Consider the following 16550-nt stretch of genomic DNA (forward strand, 5'->3'; position numbering starts at 1 on the left):
GGTTTGGGGTTTGGCAGAGGGGGGCGGGTTGGTCAGGAGGGCGGCCCCCGCCAGGCATACCGGCAGGGCTGCCCCGCCCAGCACCCAGAAGGTCCCCCGAATCCCCCACCGTGGGGCCAGCGTCCGCACCAGCAGGGTCAGAAAGGCCCCCGACAGCCCGGCGGCGGCCCCGATGATGCCGGTGGCGAAACCCTTCCGGCCCTGATACCACTTCTGAGCGCAGGACTGGATGGCAGGATAGAGAAAGGCGGTGCCCAGCCCGGCGGGGACGCTGAACACCCAGGGCATGGCCCAGCCCCAGGCGGACGGCAGCAGAGCCGCCCCCGCCAGACCCCCTTCCAGCAGGGCGGTGCCCCAGAGGGCGGCGCAGCGGGGGCCGCGGCGGTCCTGCAGAAAGCCTCCCAGCACGCACCCCACCCCATAGGCGGCGATGAGGACGCTGAAGGCCAGGGCGGCGGCCTCCTCGGCCAGGGCGTATTCCTCCATTACCGGCTGCTGGAACACCCCCCAGGCGGCGGGCAGGCCGGTGAGCAGCTGGATGCAGGCCCCGGCGGCCAGGATGGCCCAGGGATGGGCGGCGGTGAATCTGGAACTGGACATAGGCAGACACTCCCCTCTTTTTGGGGATAGTATGCCCTTTTTGGTTGACAATCCGGGCCCCGATTCTATATAATGAAAGGCACAGTTTTGCACACGCTTATGCAGCCGGGGCCTCCGGCCGGAAACAGAGAGGGAGTCAATACACCATGAAAATTCAACCGTTGAAAGGTATGCGGGACCTTCTGCCCGCCGAACAGACCCTGCGCGACTACATCCAGGGCCAGATTCTGGAGGTTTACCGGGCCGCGGGCTTTGAGCGGATTTCCACCCCCATGCTGGAGGACATGGAAAACCTGGACAAGTCCGACGGCGGCGAAAACCTGAACCTGATTTTCAAAGTCCTCAAGCGGGGCGAGAAGCTTTCCGCCGCCCTGGAGGCCGGCAAGTACGATGCGCTGTCCGACATGGGCCTGCGCTACGACCTGACCCTGCCCCTGTCCCGCTACTACGCCGCCAACCGCAGCGTCCTGCCCAGCCCCTTCAAGGTGATCCAGACCGACCGGGTGTTCCGTGCCGAGCGCCCCCAGAAGGGCCGCCTGCGGGAGTTTGTCCAGTGCGACATCGACATTCTGGGAGACGAGAGCCCCAACGCCGAGGTGGAGCTGATCGACGTCACCGCCCGGGCCCTGCTGAAGATCGGCTTTGACGGCTTCACCGTCAACATCAACGACCGCCGGATTCTCCGGGGCATGCTGGAGAGCATGGGCTTTGCCCCCGAGACCCTGGATTCGGTCTGCATCACCTTTGACAAGATGGACAAGGTGGGCGCCGAGGGCGTCCGGGCCGAGCTGACCGAAAAGGGCCTGCCCGCCGGCGCCATCGACCAGCTGGCCGCCTTCCTGGCCCAGGGCGAAGTGACCCTGGACGCGGTGGCCGCCCGCTGCGCCGACCCCGCCATCGCCAGCGACCTGAAATACGTCCTGGAAACCGCCGGCCGTCTGGCCGAGGGCAAGTACAAGGTGGCCTACTGCCCCAGCCTGGTCCGTGGCCAGGGCTACTACACCGGCATGGTGTTTGAGGTGGTGTGCCCCCAGTTTGCGGGCGCAGTGGCCGGCGGCGGCCGCTACGACAACATGGTGGGCAAGTTCCTGGGCCAGCAGGTGCCTGCGGTGGGCTTCTCCATCGGCTTTGAGCGGGTCTGCGGCATCCTGCTGGAGCAGGGCTACCAGATCCCCGGCGCCAAGCAGAAGATCGCCCTGCTGTACCCCGCCGGCGCCGACTTCCCCGCCGTTCTGGCCCAGGCCGAAACCCTGCGGGCCGACTATGGCGTCACCGTCCTGGCCCAGGGCAAAAAGCTGGGCAAGCAGCTGGCCGCTCTGGAGACCGCCGGTTTTGCCGGGGCCGCCTTCGCCGGCAAGGACGAGATCAAGTGGTTCGCCGAGCGGAAGTAAATATTCCCCTGTATCAGATGGCGGCGGACCCCGGGCCTGCCGCCTTTTTTGCGCCCTTACCTATTTATAAAGGAGGTCTGTCATGATTCTGGCCCTGCAGGGCGGGATGGCGGTGGGCAAAACCACCGCCGCCCGCTGCGTCGCCCGGCACGCCCCGGAGGTCACCGTCTTTTTTGAGAACAACGACGAGGTGATCGCCCAGGTGCGCCGCCGCGGCCTGGTGAAAACCAACTACCCCGACTATCTGGAAATCCAGCGGCTGTGGCTGGACCATGCGGTCCGCCGGTACCAGGCCGCGGCGGCCTGTCCCCACGCCCTTCTGGACTACGGCCCCGAGGAAATCCTCTTTTACACCCTCCACTACCCCGCCTCCGCCGGCCATCCCGACTGGGATGTGGCGGGCCCTCTGGCCCGGGAACTGGAGGCCGCCCGGCAGTGTATGCCCCGCCGGATTCTCTTTCTGGACGCCGCCGACCCCCAGCTTCGCCGCCGCAAGGAGGGGGATGCCGCCCGGGACCGGGGATTCTTTGACCACACCCTGACCCACCTGCTGCCCGCCAAGCGGGCCTGGTTTTCCGCCCTGGACCGGGTGGACTGGCTGGACACCACCGCCCTCTCCCCCGACCAGACCGGCGCGGCGGTGCTGGCCTGGGTCCAGGGCTGTCTGGCGGCGAAGGAATAACCATCCGGCGTTTCAGAGTGTATTTTTCCCATAAGTAAAGGTTTTCTCCGTTCCAGCGGACAACCATCCGTTTTTATTGCAATCCACATTCCAGAACGTAAAACAGCCCGGGCCAGACGGTATTCGTCCAGCTCGGGCTGTTTTGGGGCTTCGGGGGCGCGCGCCGACTCGCGCCCCTCCTTTCAGGAGGTTCCAGAAGGCTTTCGGAAAGGGCAAAAATCAGGTGTTCTGGGGCTTCCAGTCCTTGTAGTTCTGGTAGCCGGAAGCCGGCTTGCCCAGGGTGGACCACAGTTCATCCGCCGCCGGCTGCCATTCGTCCGCGTAGGCGGTGCACTTGGCGCACAGGTGTTCCACCGTCTCAGGGGAGGCGAGGTCGGTGTTGTGGGCGCCGGTCTTGTGGACCATCTCCTCCAGACAGGCGGGGTTTTCCAGCATGGGACAGGGCCGCAGGTGGTTCTTGTTGAAGGGCTGGCCATCCCGGTAGGCCATGAACAGGGGGCTCCGGAGAATTTCCAGAACCGAGCTGTCATGAATGTTGGCGTTGGAATAGTGGATAAAGACGCAGGGCTCGGCGTCGCCGGCGGAATTGATATGGAAGTAGTTCCGCCCGCCGGCAATGCAGCCGCCCACATACTGGCCGTCGTTCTGGAAGTCCATGGGGAAGAACTCGATGGGGCATTCCGTCGAACGGATATAGCGGATTCGCTGAATCATGTACTTGCGCTGCTCCACCGTGGGCATCAGGCCGGGCACCGCGTCGCTGCCCACCGGCATATAGTGGAAGTAGAAGCCGAACCGCGCTCCCTTGTCGGCGATCATCTGCAAAAATGCGTCGCTGGTCACCGCTTCCACGTTGGCCCGGGTGTAACAGATGGAGGTGCCGAAGGGGATGCCGTGGGCTTTCAGCAGGTCCATGGCGTTCATGACGGCGGCGTAATGGCCGTCGCCCCGGCGGGCGTCGTTGGTCTCGGGGGTGCCCTCGATGGACAGGATGGGGATGATGTTCCCCAGCCGCACCAGCTCGGCGCAGAAGGCCTCGTCGATCAGGGTGGAGTTGGTGTAGATGGCAAATTCGGCGTCGCTGTGCTTTTCGGCCAGACGGAGGACGTCGGCCTTCCGCACCAGGGGCTCGCCGCCGGTCAGCATATAGAGATAAACCCCCAGCTCCTTGCCCTGGGTCAGGATTTTGTCCATGTCCTCAAAGGAGAGGTTGTTCCGGTTACCGTAGGTCCCCGCCCAGCAGCCGGCGCAATGCATATTGCAGGCCGAGGTGGGGTCAAACAGAATCAGCCAGGGGATATTGCACTGGTAGATTTCGCGGTTTTTGCGGATCATCCGGGTGCCGCGGATAAAGGCCTCGTACCCCAGGTTCAGGGCGGTGACCCGGGCCACATGGGGGTCGGTCTCGTCCAGCACCCGATTGATATAGCGGACCCACTTGTTGTTGGGGTCGCTGAACATGGCCTGGGCCTTTTCATAGCTCTCCTGGGTGAAATCCTCCCCCCAGAACTGCCGGGCCAGGTCCACCATCTGGTGATAGGCCTTTTCCCGGTCCTTTCCGGCGTGGTTCAGGGCCAGGTCGATGATGGCGGCGGCCGCCGTCCGCTGCATTTTATGGGAAAGCGTGTCAATTCCGGTACTCATCCTGTTACCTCCTCTTTCTTTCACTGTACGCTCTCTTTTCAGGTATATTCCACAGTATAGACGGGGACGTGGGCGGCCTCTATAAGCAAAAAAGCCGGTGTGATAACTTTTTTATCACACCGGCACACTTGATGGTTCATTTTGTCTCAGGCAGGGGCGGTTCTCCCTCCCGGAAATCCTGGGCCGCCCGGCGGATGCCGCCGGAACAGATGGTGTTCAGCCGCCGGGCCAGGACCTCGGGCTCGGTTTTCATCCCGTCCGCAATCCATTCCAGCAGCATGGCCACCAGGGCATAGGTATAAAAGTGGACCACAAAGCTCCAGTCCCCCTCGGGGACGGGGCAGTCTCCCAGCTCCTGATCCAGCGTGGGCCGCAGAATCTGTTCGGCCAGCTCGCACATCCGGCGTTCCAGCTCCTCCCGGCGGAGGGAACGGCAGATGTTGGCCATCTGGGGCCGGTTGCGCCGCAGTTCCTTCAGGAAGGACAAAAACCAGCCCTCCCAGTTTTCGGCACTGAGGCTGCCGTCCAGCAGGGCGGCCGCCTCCTCCTGAAAGGCCCACTGGGCCAGATCGTAGATGTCGTGGAAGTGGTAGTAAAAGGTCATCCGGTTGACCCCGCACTGTTCGGTGATGTCGCTGATGGTGATTTTATGGAATGGTTTCTGGCCCAGCAGCTCTTTCAAAGCGGCTGCCAGGGCCTTTTTGGTTGCTTGTGCCAATTCGCTCACACGCTCCTTTCCCGCCGCCCCGCGGGACGGCATTCCCTGCCTCCGGGCAGGGTCCGGGGCCTTGCCGCCCCGGTTTCCCCTCGTTTCCGATCGGCGCCCCGGCCCCGCGGGCCGGACTGTGCCGGATGGGCAGCCCATCCATTGTAGTGTAGCGCAAAAATGTAACAAAACTTTTATATTTTTCCAAATTCCCCCCAAATGTCTAAAAAAATCCCCGCCTGCCGGGGGAGGGCAGACGGGGCGGATGGGTGTCAGACAGCGCCGCAGCCGCTCAGTGACGGCCGTGGAGGATGGGAGACAGGGGCTTGTAGATCAGCATGCACAGGGCGGCGTCCAGCAGGCCCTTGGCCAGGGTCCAGGGCATATTGAAGATGACCAGGCACTCCAGCAGGCTGTCCACCGAGGGCAGGATGGCCTTGTACATTCCCAGGATCACGTCCATGGGCATGCCGTACAGCACCACATAGGCGGGGTAGGTCAGGAAGAAGTTGAGGGGCACGCTGAAGATGCCCATCACCACAGCGCCCAGCACCGCGCCCAGGACGGCGCCGCGGCGGGTCTTGTTGCGCTGGTAGACAAAGCCGGCCACCCAGGCAAAGGATGCGCCCAGCAGGAAGTTGCACAGCTCGCCCACGCCGTTGGTGGAGCCGGCCAGCAGCAGGTGGATCAGGTTCTTGATGAGCGCCACCAGCACGCCGTACACCGGGCCCAGGGCAAAGGAGCCCAGCAGCTCGGGCAGGTCGGAGAAGTCCATCTGCACGAAGGAGGGCATAATCATGGGCAGGGGGAAGTCCAGGAACATGAGGACGAAGGCCACCGCCGACAGCATGGCGGTGACGGTGAGCTTGCGGATGCGGTCGCGGTCCTGACCGCCGGTGCGCAGGGTCTTGGTTTCGGTGTTTGCTTGCATAACAGATACCTCCCGGGGCAGAGCCCCAATCAAAAATGTAGGGAAAGCTCTTTTCAAGACAAACAGAAAACGCCCTGCTGCAAAATACAAATGCAACAGGGCGCAAAGATACACAAAAAAATCTGTCTATCGTCTCTTTCATCCGGACTATACCGTCGGCCCCGGAGTCTCACCGGGTCAGCACCTGAAACAGCAGGTGGTCGCGGGCTATACCGCCGGTGGGGAATTGCACCCCGCCCTGAAACGAACTTTCTGGCAACAGTATACCACAACCGCGCCAGAATGCAAGAGGGAAAAAATACGAATCCCTGTCCCCTGCCCCCCCGGGCGGCATTGTCAGTGCAGGGAAAGTATGCTAAAATAGGGCCATTCCGTCGAACCAATTCACGAAGGAGAACCATTCCCATGATTTTCAAGATACAAGATCTGACCTTCAACTTTTTCGGGTTGCTGGCTCTGGAAGGATACGCCGCCTTTGCGGCCCGGTGCGTCGTCGCCCTGCTGCTGGCGGGGGTGGGCGAAGTGGCCCGCCGCTGGCTCCGGGGCTGGGTCTTCCCCCAGCTGCGCCGGATTCCCTGTCCTTCCCGCGCCATAGGGATTCTGCTGGACAGTTTCGCCTCCCCCGCCTCCTGGCTGGCCCTGACCTCCGGTCTGTACCTGGCGGTGGCCTCCCTGCCCTGGGGCACGGTGCCCATGGAGGCCTTCCTGCTGAAGCTGTACCGCTTCGCCATCATTCTGCTGCTGAGCTGGGGCCTGTACGGGGCCTCCGAGCTCACCGACCTGATGCTGGCGGGCGCCCGGGAGGAAATCCGCACCAACAAGACCCTTCACAACGTTCTGGTGAAGGTGTACAAAGTGGTGGTGGCGGTTTTGGGCATCCTGATGGCGGTGCAGGAATGGGGCCTGCCGGTCACCGGCGTCATCACCAGTGCAGGCCTGGTAGGCCTGACCATCTCCCTGGCCGCCCAGGACACCGCCAGCAATCTGTTCGGCGGCGTGATGATTTTGGTTGAGCGGCCCTTCCAGATCGGCGACTGGATCGTGGTGGGCAGCGTGGAGGGCACGGTGGAGGACATCAGTTTCCGTTCCACCCGGGTGCGGGCCCTGGACAACTCGGTCTACATCCTGACCAACAGCAACGTCTGCGCCTCCACCATCAACAACGCCGCCCAGCGCCAGAAGCGCCTTTACCGCTTCACCCTGGGGGTGGAGTACGGCGCCACCCGGGCCCAGCTGGAAAAGCTGATGGAGGACCTGCGGGCCATGCTGGCCGCCAGCCCCCACACCTATGAGGAATCGGTGATTGTGGAGCTGACCGGCTTTGGCGCATCCAGCATCGATTTGCTGGTGTCGGCCTACCTGCGGACCGCCGACACCCTGGTCTTTTACAAGATGCAGAACGACCTGAACCTGGACGTCATGGACATTGTCCGGGCCGACGGGCTGGACTTTGCCTTCCCCTCCACCAGTGTGTACGTCAAGGAAGTCCCCGCCGCCCAGCGGCCGGAACAGGAGGTGCAAACCCATGGAAATTGAGCGCAAATGGATGGTCAGCGGCTGGCCGGAGGGCCTGCCCCTGACCGAGGAATTCACCATGCGGCAGGGCTACATCAGCGTGCGGCCCACCGTCCGCATCCGTGAGGAGGCCAAAACCGGCGGCGAGACCGCCTGGATTCTCTGCTTCAAGTCGGAGGGCGGCCTGGCCCGGGAGGAGATCGAACGTCCCATCGACGCCGGCCTGTTCCGGGACCTGGAGGAGAAGATCATCGCCCGGCCCCTGATCGAGAAGGTGCGCCGCAGCTACCGCCTGCCCGACGGCTTCACCCTGGAGGTGAACCATGTGGACGCCGGCCAGCCGGGGGCCTTCTGGTACGCCGAAATCGAATACCCCACCGTGGAGGCGGCCCGCAGCTGGGTCCCCGCCGACCCGGCCCTGGCGGCCTACCTGGCCCGGGAGGTCACCGGCCAGCCCGGCCAGAGCATGGGGGCCTACTGGGAGCGGACCCGGAAATAACGCACCAATCAAACGCAAAGTCTGAGCCCCACAGCAGCTAAAGACTCACCGAACCACCAGCCCGCCAAAGCGGGCCTGTGGTACCAATCGGAGCTGCGGGCAAAAGCCGTTAAGAAAAAACCGGGCCGTCTTTTGTAAGCGCTCGAAGTTTTAACGGGCCATGGCCGTCGTGTTTTTTTAGGCTTTTGCCCAGAGCGACCACTCTATCTGGGTCCAGGGCAGCTTTGGCCCGGCGCGTCCAGTGGACGAAACAGCCGGGCCGAAGCTGGCGCAGCGCTCCGTTTTTTGCAAGCGCCCTCCGCGGCGCGCCGCAAAAATCGGCTAAGCGCAAGAGAGCCGCCCCTCCCTGCTCCGGGTTGCGGTGCCCTGCTTTTGCTTCGAGCGTCGCCGCGCTCTCGCAAAAGACAGACCGCTGCCCCTGCTCCGCCTCGGCTGTTTCTGCCGCAGGCAGCGCCTCGGCTGCGCAGCCCTCTGGCCCCAGCGGAGCGGAAAAAAGGGAAAAGAAATAGAGTGTTTAACGTGGGGCGGCCTATTTAAAATTTTGAGGAGGACACATCATGATTCCTGTCATGCGCCGGGGCCGGCAGGCCCTGCCCCAGGCCGTCTGTGAAGAAATCCTGACCCGCAGCACCGCCGGGGTGCTGGCGCTGGCCGACGCCGACGGCTTTCCCTATACCGTTCCCCTGAGCTATCTGTATCAGGAGGGGAAAATCTGGTTTCACTGCGCCCGGGCCGGCTATAAGCTGGACCTGATGCGGCAGAATCCCCGGGCTTCCTTCTGTGTCATCGGGCAGGACCAGGTGGTCCCGGAGGAATACACCACCTACTACCGCAGCGTGGTGGCCCGGGGCACCCTGCGGGAAGTCACCGACCCCGCCGTCCGGGAGGACATCGCCCGGCGTCTGGGCCGAAAATACGCCCCCGCCCAGCCGGAGGAGGCCCTGGAAGCCGAACTGCGCCAGTACCGGGACGCGGTGTGCATTCTGGAGCTGACGGTGGAACAGCTCACCGGCAAGGAAGGTTCCCAGCTGGCCCGCCAGCGCCGGGGCGAAGCCCAACTGTAAAAAACAAGCCCGCAGGCATCCTTTTTCGGGATGCGGCGGGCTTTTCCTTTGGGGCGGGGCAAAAGAATCTGGACTGTCCCGCCGGGGTGTGATACAATGGGGAAAACGTCCGTTTTCAACCGCTTCACCTTCTGTCGAAAGGAGCTGAACCGCCACGAAACGCGCCAAATTCAGCCTCAGTTTCCAGTACAACTCCCCGGTGGTCCTCACCTTTTTCCTGCTGTCCTTGGGAGTCCTTGCCCTGGACGGCCTCACCGGCGGCTGGACCACCACCCACCTGTTCTGCGTCTACCGCTCCAGCTGGAAAGATCCGCTGGCCTATCTGCGGCTGTTCGGCCATGTGCTGGGCCACGCCGACCTGAGCCATTTCCTCAACAATATGCTTCTGTTTCTGGTGGTGGGCCCGCCCATGGAGGAAAAATACGGCAGCATCCCCCTGCTGAAGGCCATCGTCCTCACCGCCTTTGTGTCGGGGGTCCTGCAGTGCCTTCTGTTCCCCGGGGTGGCCCTGCTGGGGGCGTCGGGCATCGTCTTTATGCTGATTATGCTCTCCTCCCTGGCGGGCGGCAGCGGCGGCATCCCCGTCACCATGCTTCTGGTGGCCGCCCTCTATCTGGGGGACCAGATTTATTCCATCCTCTTTGTCCGGGACAATGTGGCCAACTTTATGCACATTGTGGGCGGCGTCTGCGGCACAGCCTTCGGCTTTTACAGCGCCTACGCCCGGCCGCGGCACCGCCGGCGGGGGTAAAAGTCACACTTATCTGCGTTCTTTTTGGGAGATACGACGGCGTTTCAGAGCGTTTGGCCGAAAATCCCGCGGCATTCCACAGCGAAAATCGTGCGTTTTGTCTATTGCGTTTCGGCCGCCGGGTAGGTATAATGCTTGCATAAGCAGCATCGGCGCTGTGAGTCACCTCCGACTCGCAGCGCCTTTTGTGTTTGCGGCCCCGCCCCGGCGGGTGACACACACCTGATGAGTAAGGAGTAGGATTTATGGCAGCCAATGTTATGGAAGTCTACGGCAGCAAGGTCTTCAATGAGCACGTGATGAAAGAGCGTCTGCCCAGCGCTACCTATAAGAGCCTGAAGGACACCCTGCACAAGGGCGCTCCTCTGGATATCGAGGTAGCCAACGTGGTGGCCAGCGTCATGAAGCGCTGGGCGATGGAGCTGGGCGCCACCCACTACACCCACTGGTTCCAGCCCCTGACCGGCATCACCAGCGAAAAACACGACGGCTTCGTCAGCCCGGTGGGCGACGGCACCGCCATCATGGAGTTCAGCGGCAAAGAGCTGGTGCGGGGCGAGCCCGACGCCTCCTCTTTCCCCTCCGGCGGCCTGCGGGCCACCTGTGAGGCCCGCGGCTACACCGCCTGGGACCCCACCAGCTATGCCTTTGTGAAGGACGACGTGCTGTGCATCCCCACCGCTTTTGTCAGCTACACCGGCGAGGCCCTGGACAAAAAGACCCCTCTGCTGCGCTCGATGAAGGCTCTGGCCACCCAGGCCACCCGCATCCTCAAGCTGTTCGGCAAGGATGTGGACTATGTGTCCACCACCATCGGCCCCGAGCAGGAGTACTTCCTGGTGCGCAAAGAGGACTATGAGGCCCGCCAGGACCTGATCCTCACCGGCCGCACCCTGTTCGGCGCCCCCGCCGCCAAGGGCCAGGAGCTGGAGGAACACTACTTCGGCACCATCCGTCCCCGGGTGTCCGCTTTCATGAAGGAGCTGGACGAGACCCTGTGGGAGCTGGGCGTCCCCGCCAAGACCAAACACAATGAGGTTGCCCCCTGCCAGCACGAGCTGGCCCCCATCTTTGACACCGCCAACGTGGCCATCGACCACAACCTGCTGACCATGGAGATGATGCAGAAGATCGCCCCCAAGTACGGCCTGGTCTGCCTGCTCCACGAGAAGCCCTTTGAAGGGGTCAACGGCAGCGGCAAGCACAACAACTGGTCCATGAGCACCAGCAAGGAGAACCTGCTGGATCCGGGCGACACCCCCATGGAGAACCTGCAGTTCCTGGTGTTCCTGGCCGCCGTCATCAAGGCGGTGGATGAGTACGCCGACCTGCTGCGCACCGCAGTGGCCACCCCCGGCAACGATCACCGCCTGGGCGCCAACGAGGCACCCCCGGCCATCATCTCCATCTTTGTGGGCGAGGAGCTGGAGGCCGTCATCGACGCCATCGCTTCCGACTCTCCCTACGCCGGCCCCGTCCGCATGAAGATGGACCTGGGCGTGGATGTTCTGCCCAAGTTCAGCAAGGACACCACCGACCGCAACCGCACCTCCCCCTTCGCCTTCACCGGCAACAAGTTCGAGTTCCGTATGCCCGGCTCTCACCAGAACCTGAGCGACGCCGACACCATCCTGAACACCGCCGTGGCCAAGGAGCTGAAGGGCTACGCCGATGAGCTGGAGAAGGCCGACAACTTCACCGAGGCGGTCATCGCCCTGGTAAAGCGGACCATCCGCGACCACCGCCGCGTCATCTTCAACGGCGACGGCTATTCCGCCGAGTGGGAGATCGAGGCCGAGCGCCGCGGCCTGCCCAACAAGAAGTATGCCCCCGCCGCCCTGCCGGCCCTGATCGCACCCAAGAACATCGACCTGATGGAGGAGTTCGGGGTCATGACCCGCACCGAGATGTTCAGCCGGTACGAGGTGGAGATGGAGCATTACGCCAAGATCATCAACATCGAGGCTCTGACCATGCTGGAGATGGCCCGCAAGCAGCTGCTGCCCGCCATCAATGCCTATATGGGCGAGGTGGCCCGCACCGCCAGCGCCAAGCGCGCCGTCAGCGACAAGATCAGCGTCCGGGCAGAGACCACCCTGCTGGAGCACCTGTCCCGCGATGCCGACACCATGAGCGAGGCCATCGACCGCCTGGCTGCCGCTGAGCGCACCGCCCAGGCCATCACCGACATGACCACCAAGGCCAACGCCTTCCACGACAGCGTTCTGCCCGCCATGAACGAGCTGCGCTCGGTGGCCGACGACGCCGAGACCATCTGCGGCGAGGAGTACTGGCCCCTGCCCAGCTACAGCCGGATGCTGTACTACGTGGAGAACTAAAACCAGTCTCCGGGGCATCATCCCCGGCGCGCTTCGCATCTGAAATACACAGGCCTGAAGACCTGCTACTCTGCCCTGCCCGGGCGAGGGCAGGCCTTTGGGCCTTTTTTGGGGGCCGCAGCCCCTTTTTCGGGAGGTTTGCTATGAACTATACCACACAGCAGGATGTCCTGGACTTCGTCGAGGACAACAACGTCAAATTTGTCCGCTTCGCCTTCACCGACATCTTCGGCACCCAGAAAAACATCGCCGTCCTGGCCAGCGACCTGCCCAAGGCCCTGGAGGACGGGGTCTGCTTTGACGGCAGCTCGGTGCCCGGCTTCATGCACGTGGAGGAGAGCGACCTGGTCCTGCGGCCCGACCTGTCCACCATCACCATCCTGCCCTGGCGCCCCGCCGAGGGCCGGGTGATGCAGTTCTTCTGCGACATCCAGCGGCCCGACGGCGCCCCCTTTGGGGGGAACTGCCGGGGCTTCCTGCGGCAGATCGCCCAGCAGTTCCGGCGGCTGGGCCTGGTGTGCAACGTGGGGGCCGAGTGTGAGTTTTATCTCTTTGAGACCGACGACCGGGGCCAGCCCACCCGCATCCCCATGGACCGGGGCGGCTATTTTGACGTGTACCCCCTGGACGCCGCCGAAAACCTCCGCCGTGACATCTGCCTGACCATGGAGCAGATGGGTCTGGCCCCCCAGCACAGCCACCACGAGAGCGGCAACGGCCAGAATGAAATCGATTTCCACCACGCCAGCCCCCTGAAAACCGCCGACAACGTCATGATGTTCAAGCAGATCACCCGGGCGGTGGCGGGGCGCAACGGCCTTCACGCCAGCTTTATGCCCAAGCCCCTGGCCGACCAGGCGGGCAGCGGCCTGCACGTCAACATCTCCCTGTACCGGGACCGGAAAAACCTCTTTGAGGGGGACATCGCCCCCGACAGCGCCGCCGGCAGCTTTATGGCGGGCATCCTGGCCCACAGCCGGGAGCTGACCGCCTTCACCAATCCCCTGCCCAACAGTTACCTGCGGTTTGGCTGCGACGAGGCCCCCCGCTACGTCAGCTGGAGCCGGCAGAACCGCAGCCAGCTGGTGCGGATTCCGGCGGTCCAGGGGGACAACTGCCGGATGGAGCTGCGCAGCCCCGACCCCGCCTGCAACCCCTACCTGGCCATCGGGCTGGTGCTGGCGGCGGGCCTGGACGGCATCCAGAACCGGATGGAGCTGTGCGCCCCGGTGAATCAGAACCTGTTCGAGCTGACCGACGCCCAGGCCGCCGGCCTGGGCCTGGAGCGTCTGCCCGCCACCCTGGAGGAGGCGGTGGAGATCGCCCGGAACAGCCCGTTCCTGGCCCAGTACCTGCCCCAGGGGCTGGCGGGACGGTATTTTTCCGAGCAGCTGCGGCGCTGCGCCGAGCTGAAAGAGGCCGCCGACCCCGCCGAATTCGAGCGGGCCCGGTACTTCTGCTCCATCTGAGCCCGCACACCCGGACAACCACAGAGAGGAGGGGAAAGCATGGGACGTGCCATGATCGTCAGCGCGGGGGCCAACTCCAACGAATACCTGTCCGCCCGGCTGTCCGAGCTGGGCTATACCCGGCCGGTGATCGTCCCCAGCGGCACCGAAGCCCGGCGCCGGATGCTGGAGGCTGACTTTGAGCTGGTCATCGTGAATGCGCCGCTGCCGGATGAATTCGGCCATGAACTGTGCGCCGCCGCGGTGGAACAGACCGACGCGGGGGTGATTCTGCTGGCCAAGGCGGCTGCCTGTGACCAGCTTCTGGGCCCCATGAACGCCCAGGGGGTGCTGGTGGTGGGCAAGCCCTTTTCGGGGGCATTGTTTTTGCAGGCGGTCCATATGGCGGCCGCCGGGAACCATCGCCTGCAGCGGCTGCGGGCCGAAAATGCCCGCATTCAGGCCAAACTGGCCCAGGTGCGGCTGGTGAGCCGGGCCAAATGCCTGCTGATCGAGCGGGAGGGCCTCACCGAAGTCCAGGCCCACCGCCGCATTGAAAAAGAAGCCATGGATTCCCGCCGGGACCGGGCCGAAGTGGCCCAGGATATCCTGGAACAGCTGGAGGGCGACGGCCTGGACAGCCTATAACGTTGATCCGAGGGCGGGCAGATTTTCTGCACGCCCTCTGTATGATACAGCACAATCCGGTCCATACCGGAAGGGAAAGTAGAAAGAGCGAACGGAGGAATGGATATGAAACAGACCAAATACATTTTTGTCACCGGCGGCGTGGTGTCGGGCCTGGGCAAGGGCATCACGGCGGCCTCTCTGGGCCGGCTGCTCAAGTGCCGCGGGCTCAAGGTGGCCAGCCAGAAGCTGGACCCCTACGTCAACGTGGACCCCGGCACCATGAGTCCCCTGCAGCACGGCGAGGTGTTCGTCACCGACGACGGCACCGAGACCGACCTGGACCTGGGCCATTATGAGCGGTTCATCGACGAGAACCTGAACAAATATTCCAACCTGACCACTGGCAAGGTCTATTGGAACGTGCTGAACAAGGAGCGCCAGGGCGCCTATCTGGGCCAGACGGTCCAGATCATCCCCCACATCACCAACGAGATCAAGAGCTACATCTACAATCTGGCCTCCTCCACCGAGGCCGACGTGGTCATCACCGAGATCGGCGGCACCACCGGCGACATCGAGAGCCAGCCCTTCCTGGAGGCCATCCGCCAGGTGGGCATCGAGCAGGGCCACGAAAACTGCTGTTATATTCATGTGGTGCTGGTGCCCTATATTTCCGGCTCCAACGAGTACAAGTCCAAGCCGGCCCAGCATTCGGTGAAGGAGCTGCAGGGGATGGGCATTTCTCCCGACATCATCATCCTGCGGGCGGACGGCAGCGTGGGCAGCGACATCCGGCGCAAGATCAGCACCTTCTGCAACGTCAAACCCGAATGCGTCATCGAGAACCTGACCATGCCCAGCCTGTACCAGTGTCCCCTGATGCTCCACACCAACGGCCTGGACCAAGTGGTGGTGCAGAAGCTGGGCCTGGATGTTCCTCCCGCCGACCTGACCGAGTGGAAGGACGTGGTGGCCCGCATCGCCACCCGGACCCGCACCTGTACCATTGCCCTGGTGGGCAAGTACGTCAAGCTGCATGACGCCTATCTGTCGGTGATGGAGAGCCTGTACCATGCCGGCTTTGAGAACGACTGCCATGTGGAGATCAAGTGGGTGGACAGCGAGGAGCTGGTCACCGACGAGGACTGTGCCGCGGCCTTTTCGGACGTGGACGGCATCATTGTGCCGGGCGGATTCGGCGGCCGGGGCATTGAGGGGATGGTGGCGGCGGCCCGCTATGCGCGGGAGCATCAGGTCCCCTATTTCGGCATCTGCCTGGGCATGCAGATCATGGTGATCGAGTACGCCCGCGGGGTGCTGGGCTACGCCGACGCCAATTCCAGCGAATTCACCCCCGACGGCGCCCACAACGTCATTGACCTGATGGCGGACCAGCAGGGCAACATTCCCAAGGGCGGCACCATGCGGCTGGGCAAATATCCCTGCAAGGTGGTGCCGGGCACCAAGATGGCCGAATGCTACGGCCAGGACCTGGTATGGGAGCGGCACCGCCACCGCTACGAGTTCAACAACGCGTTCCGGGACGAGATGGAGGCCGCCGGGCTGGTGATTTCGGGAACCAGTCCCGACGGGCATCTGGTGGAGACGGTGGAGATCCCGGGCCGGGCATTCCACCTGGGCGCCCAGTTCCATCCCGAGTTCAAGAGCCGTCCCAACCGCGCCCATCCCCTCTTCAAAGCCTTCGTCGCCGCCAGCCTCTCCAACCGTTCTCTTACTTTTCTGAAAGAAAAGTAAGCAAAAGATTTTCACTGTGTACCATTAAGTTTCCGGGTCTCCGCAGGCTCCGCGGGGCCTTTACGCCACTCTTGCGCTTAGCTGATTTTTGCGGCGCGCCAGAGATGGCGCTTGCAAAAACCGGAGCGCTGCGCCAAACACAGCTCCCTGTATCGTCCACTGGACGCGGTCGCTGTGTTTGCAGCTCGCTCCCGGCGTTTGGGGCTGCGCCCCGGTGCGATGCAAAGCCCGTTTTAGCCTGGTTTCCCACCCGGTACGCGCTGAAAACCTATAAAAATACAACAACCCTCGTCCACCTCTGGGCGGGGGTTGTTTTTATTCAGAATTGTTGGAGGCAGCAGCTTTGCGGTCTATTCCCCCGAAGGGGGATGTCGCGCAGCGACAGGGGGACACATTAAATGGGTGGAGGGTGGGTTTAGATGATAAAAGGGTAAAGCGTAGCGGTTTCAAAGTCTGCGCCCTACAGCACCAAAAGACTCACCGAACCGCCAGCCCGCTGAGGCGGGCATGTGGTCTCAATCGGAGCGGCGGGCAAAAGCCGTTAAGAAAAACACCCGTGCCGCCGTTTGAGGCCTTGAAAGTTTAAACGGGTCAG

14 protein-coding genes and 1 riboswitch are annotated in these 16550 nt (G+C 63.3%); of the genes, 10 read left to right on the top strand and 4 right to left on the bottom strand.

Annotation, left to right across the window (positions count from 1 at the left end; all coding sequences use genetic code 11):
• A partial coding sequence (locus B5E67_RS14220) for an MFS transporter (protein WP_143405438.1) occupies nucleotides 1-600 on the bottom strand: 600 nt, incomplete at its 3' end.
• A 146-nt stretch (nucleotides 601-746) separates the two neighbouring features.
• Between B5E67_RS14220 and hisS the strand changes: the two genes are divergently transcribed.
• Nucleotides 747-1991 (top strand): histidine--tRNA ligase, encoded by a 1245-nt coding sequence (hisS, locus tag B5E67_RS14225; RefSeq protein WP_087249036.1) that lies wholly within the window; start codon nucleotides 747-749, stop codon nucleotides 1989-1991.
• Nucleotides 1992-2073: 82 nt separating this feature from the next.
• Nucleotides 2074-2673 carry an AAA family ATPase gene (locus B5E67_RS14230; protein WP_087385781.1) on the top strand — a complete coding sequence of 200 codons (600 nt, stop codon included), beginning with the start codon at nucleotides 2074-2076 and terminating at the stop codon, nucleotides 2671-2673.
• A 219-nt stretch (nucleotides 2674-2892) separates the two neighbouring features.
• Here B5E67_RS14230 and B5E67_RS14235 read toward each other — a convergent pair whose 3' ends face one another.
• From B5E67_RS14235 to B5E67_RS14245, 3 genes are all read right to left on the bottom strand, one after another.
• Nucleotides 2893-4317 (bottom strand): radical SAM protein, encoded by a 1425-nt coding sequence (locus B5E67_RS14235; RefSeq protein WP_087385782.1) that lies wholly within the window; start codon nucleotides 4315-4317, stop codon nucleotides 2893-2895.
• Between the two features lie 136 nt (nucleotides 4318-4453).
• On the bottom strand, nucleotides 4454-5035 hold the full coding sequence (locus B5E67_RS14240) for a TetR/AcrR family transcriptional regulator (protein ID WP_158098908.1): 582 nt from the start codon (nucleotides 5033-5035) through the stop codon (nucleotides 4454-4456).
• A gap of 280 nt (nucleotides 5036-5315) precedes the next feature.
• Nucleotides 5316-5954, bottom strand: coding sequence for an ECF transporter S component (locus B5E67_RS14245; RefSeq protein WP_087385784.1), 639 nt, complete (start codon nucleotides 5952-5954; stop codon nucleotides 5316-5318).
• 126 nt (nucleotides 5955-6080) lie between these two features.
• A riboswitch (FMN riboswitch) is annotated at nucleotides 6081-6204 on the bottom strand.
• 155 nt (nucleotides 6205-6359) lie between these two features.
• Between B5E67_RS14245 and B5E67_RS14250 the strand changes: the two genes are divergently transcribed.
• The 8 genes from B5E67_RS14250 to B5E67_RS14285 all read left to right on the top strand — a co-directional run bounded on the left by B5E67_RS14250 (nucleotide 6360) and on the right by B5E67_RS14285 (nucleotide 15955).
• Complete coding sequence (locus tag B5E67_RS14250; protein ID WP_087385785.1) at nucleotides 6360-7490, top strand: mechanosensitive ion channel family protein; 1131 nt, start codon at nucleotides 6360-6362, stop codon at nucleotides 7488-7490.
• Nucleotides 7480-7968, top strand: a complete 489-nt coding sequence (locus B5E67_RS14255; RefSeq protein ID WP_087385786.1) for a CYTH domain-containing protein — start codon at nucleotides 7480-7482, stop codon at nucleotides 7966-7968. Before B5E67_RS14250 ends, B5E67_RS14255 begins: the two co-directional genes overlap by 11 nt.
• Nucleotides 7969-8525: 557 nt before the next feature.
• Nucleotides 8526-9032 carry a pyridoxamine 5'-phosphate oxidase family protein gene (locus B5E67_RS14260; protein ID WP_087385787.1) on the top strand — a complete coding sequence of 169 codons (507 nt, stop codon included), beginning with the start codon at nucleotides 8526-8528 and terminating at the stop codon, nucleotides 9030-9032.
• 199 nt (nucleotides 9033-9231) lie between these two features.
• The gene (locus B5E67_RS14265) at nucleotides 9232-9783 is read left to right on the top strand and encodes a rhomboid family intramembrane serine protease (RefSeq protein WP_087385788.1); all 552 of its coding nucleotides are present in this window, start codon (nucleotides 9232-9234) and stop codon (nucleotides 9781-9783) included.
• 245 nt (nucleotides 9784-10028) lie between these two features.
• On the top strand, nucleotides 10029-12122 hold the full coding sequence (locus B5E67_RS14270; RefSeq protein WP_087385789.1) for a glutamine synthetase III: 2094 nt from the start codon (nucleotides 10029-10031) through the stop codon (nucleotides 12120-12122).
• 143 nt (nucleotides 12123-12265) lie between these two features.
• Nucleotides 12266-13591: a glutamine synthetase family protein gene (locus B5E67_RS14275; protein WP_087365080.1), complete on the top strand. Its 1326-nt coding sequence runs from the start codon at nucleotides 12266-12268 to the stop codon at nucleotides 13589-13591.
• A 39-nt stretch (nucleotides 13592-13630) separates the two neighbouring features.
• Entirely contained in the window at nucleotides 13631-14218 is a 588-nt protein-coding gene (locus B5E67_RS14280; protein WP_087385790.1) for an ANTAR domain-containing protein, read from the top strand.
• 99 nt (nucleotides 14219-14317) lie between these two features.
• Complete coding sequence (locus tag B5E67_RS14285; protein ID WP_087385791.1) at nucleotides 14318-15955, top strand: CTP synthase; 1638 nt, start codon at nucleotides 14318-14320, stop codon at nucleotides 15953-15955.
• Nucleotides 15956-16550 lie beyond the last annotated feature (595 nt).

Origin of the sequence: Faecalibacterium sp. An122 (assembly GCF_002160895.1) — a bacterium.
Taxonomy (GTDB): domain Bacteria; phylum Bacillota; class Clostridia; order Oscillospirales; family Ruminococcaceae; genus Faecalibacterium.

Excerpts from the sequence above, each read along its gene's own strand:
- B5E67_RS14235 (WP_087385782.1), bottom strand. The coding sequence starts at position 4,317 with ATGAGTACCGGAATTGACACGCTTTCCCATAAAATGCAGCGGACGGCG.
- B5E67_RS14285 (WP_087385791.1), top strand. The coding sequence starts at position 14,318 with ATGGATATGAAACAGACCAAATACATTTTTGTCACCGGCGGCGTGGTG.
- B5E67_RS14250 (WP_087385785.1), top strand. The coding sequence starts at position 6,360 with ATGATTTTCAAGATACAAGATCTGACCTTCAACTTTTTCGGGTTGCTG.
- B5E67_RS14245 (WP_087385784.1), bottom strand. The coding sequence starts at position 5,954 with ATGCAAGCAAACACCGAAACCAAGACCCTGCGCACCGGCGGTCAGGAC.
- B5E67_RS14230 (WP_087385781.1), top strand. The coding sequence starts at position 2,074 with ATGATTCTGGCCCTGCAGGGCGGGATGGCGGTGGGCAAAACCACCGCC.
- B5E67_RS14260 (WP_087385787.1), top strand. The coding sequence starts at position 8,526 with ATGATTCCTGTCATGCGCCGGGGCCGGCAGGCCCTGCCCCAGGCCGTC.
- B5E67_RS14270 (WP_087385789.1), top strand. The coding sequence starts at position 10,029 with ATGGCAGCCAATGTTATGGAAGTCTACGGCAGCAAGGTCTTCAATGAG.
- B5E67_RS14280 (WP_087385790.1), top strand. The coding sequence starts at position 13,631 with ATGGGACGTGCCATGATCGTCAGCGCGGGGGCCAACTCCAACGAATAC.
- hisS (WP_087249036.1), top strand. The coding sequence starts at position 747 with ATGAAAATTCAACCGTTGAAAGGTATGCGGGACCTTCTGCCCGCCGAA.
- B5E67_RS14275 (WP_087365080.1), top strand. The coding sequence starts at position 12,266 with ATGAACTATACCACACAGCAGGATGTCCTGGACTTCGTCGAGGACAAC.
- B5E67_RS14255 (WP_087385786.1), top strand. The coding sequence starts at position 7,480 with ATGGAAATTGAGCGCAAATGGATGGTCAGCGGCTGGCCGGAGGGCCTG.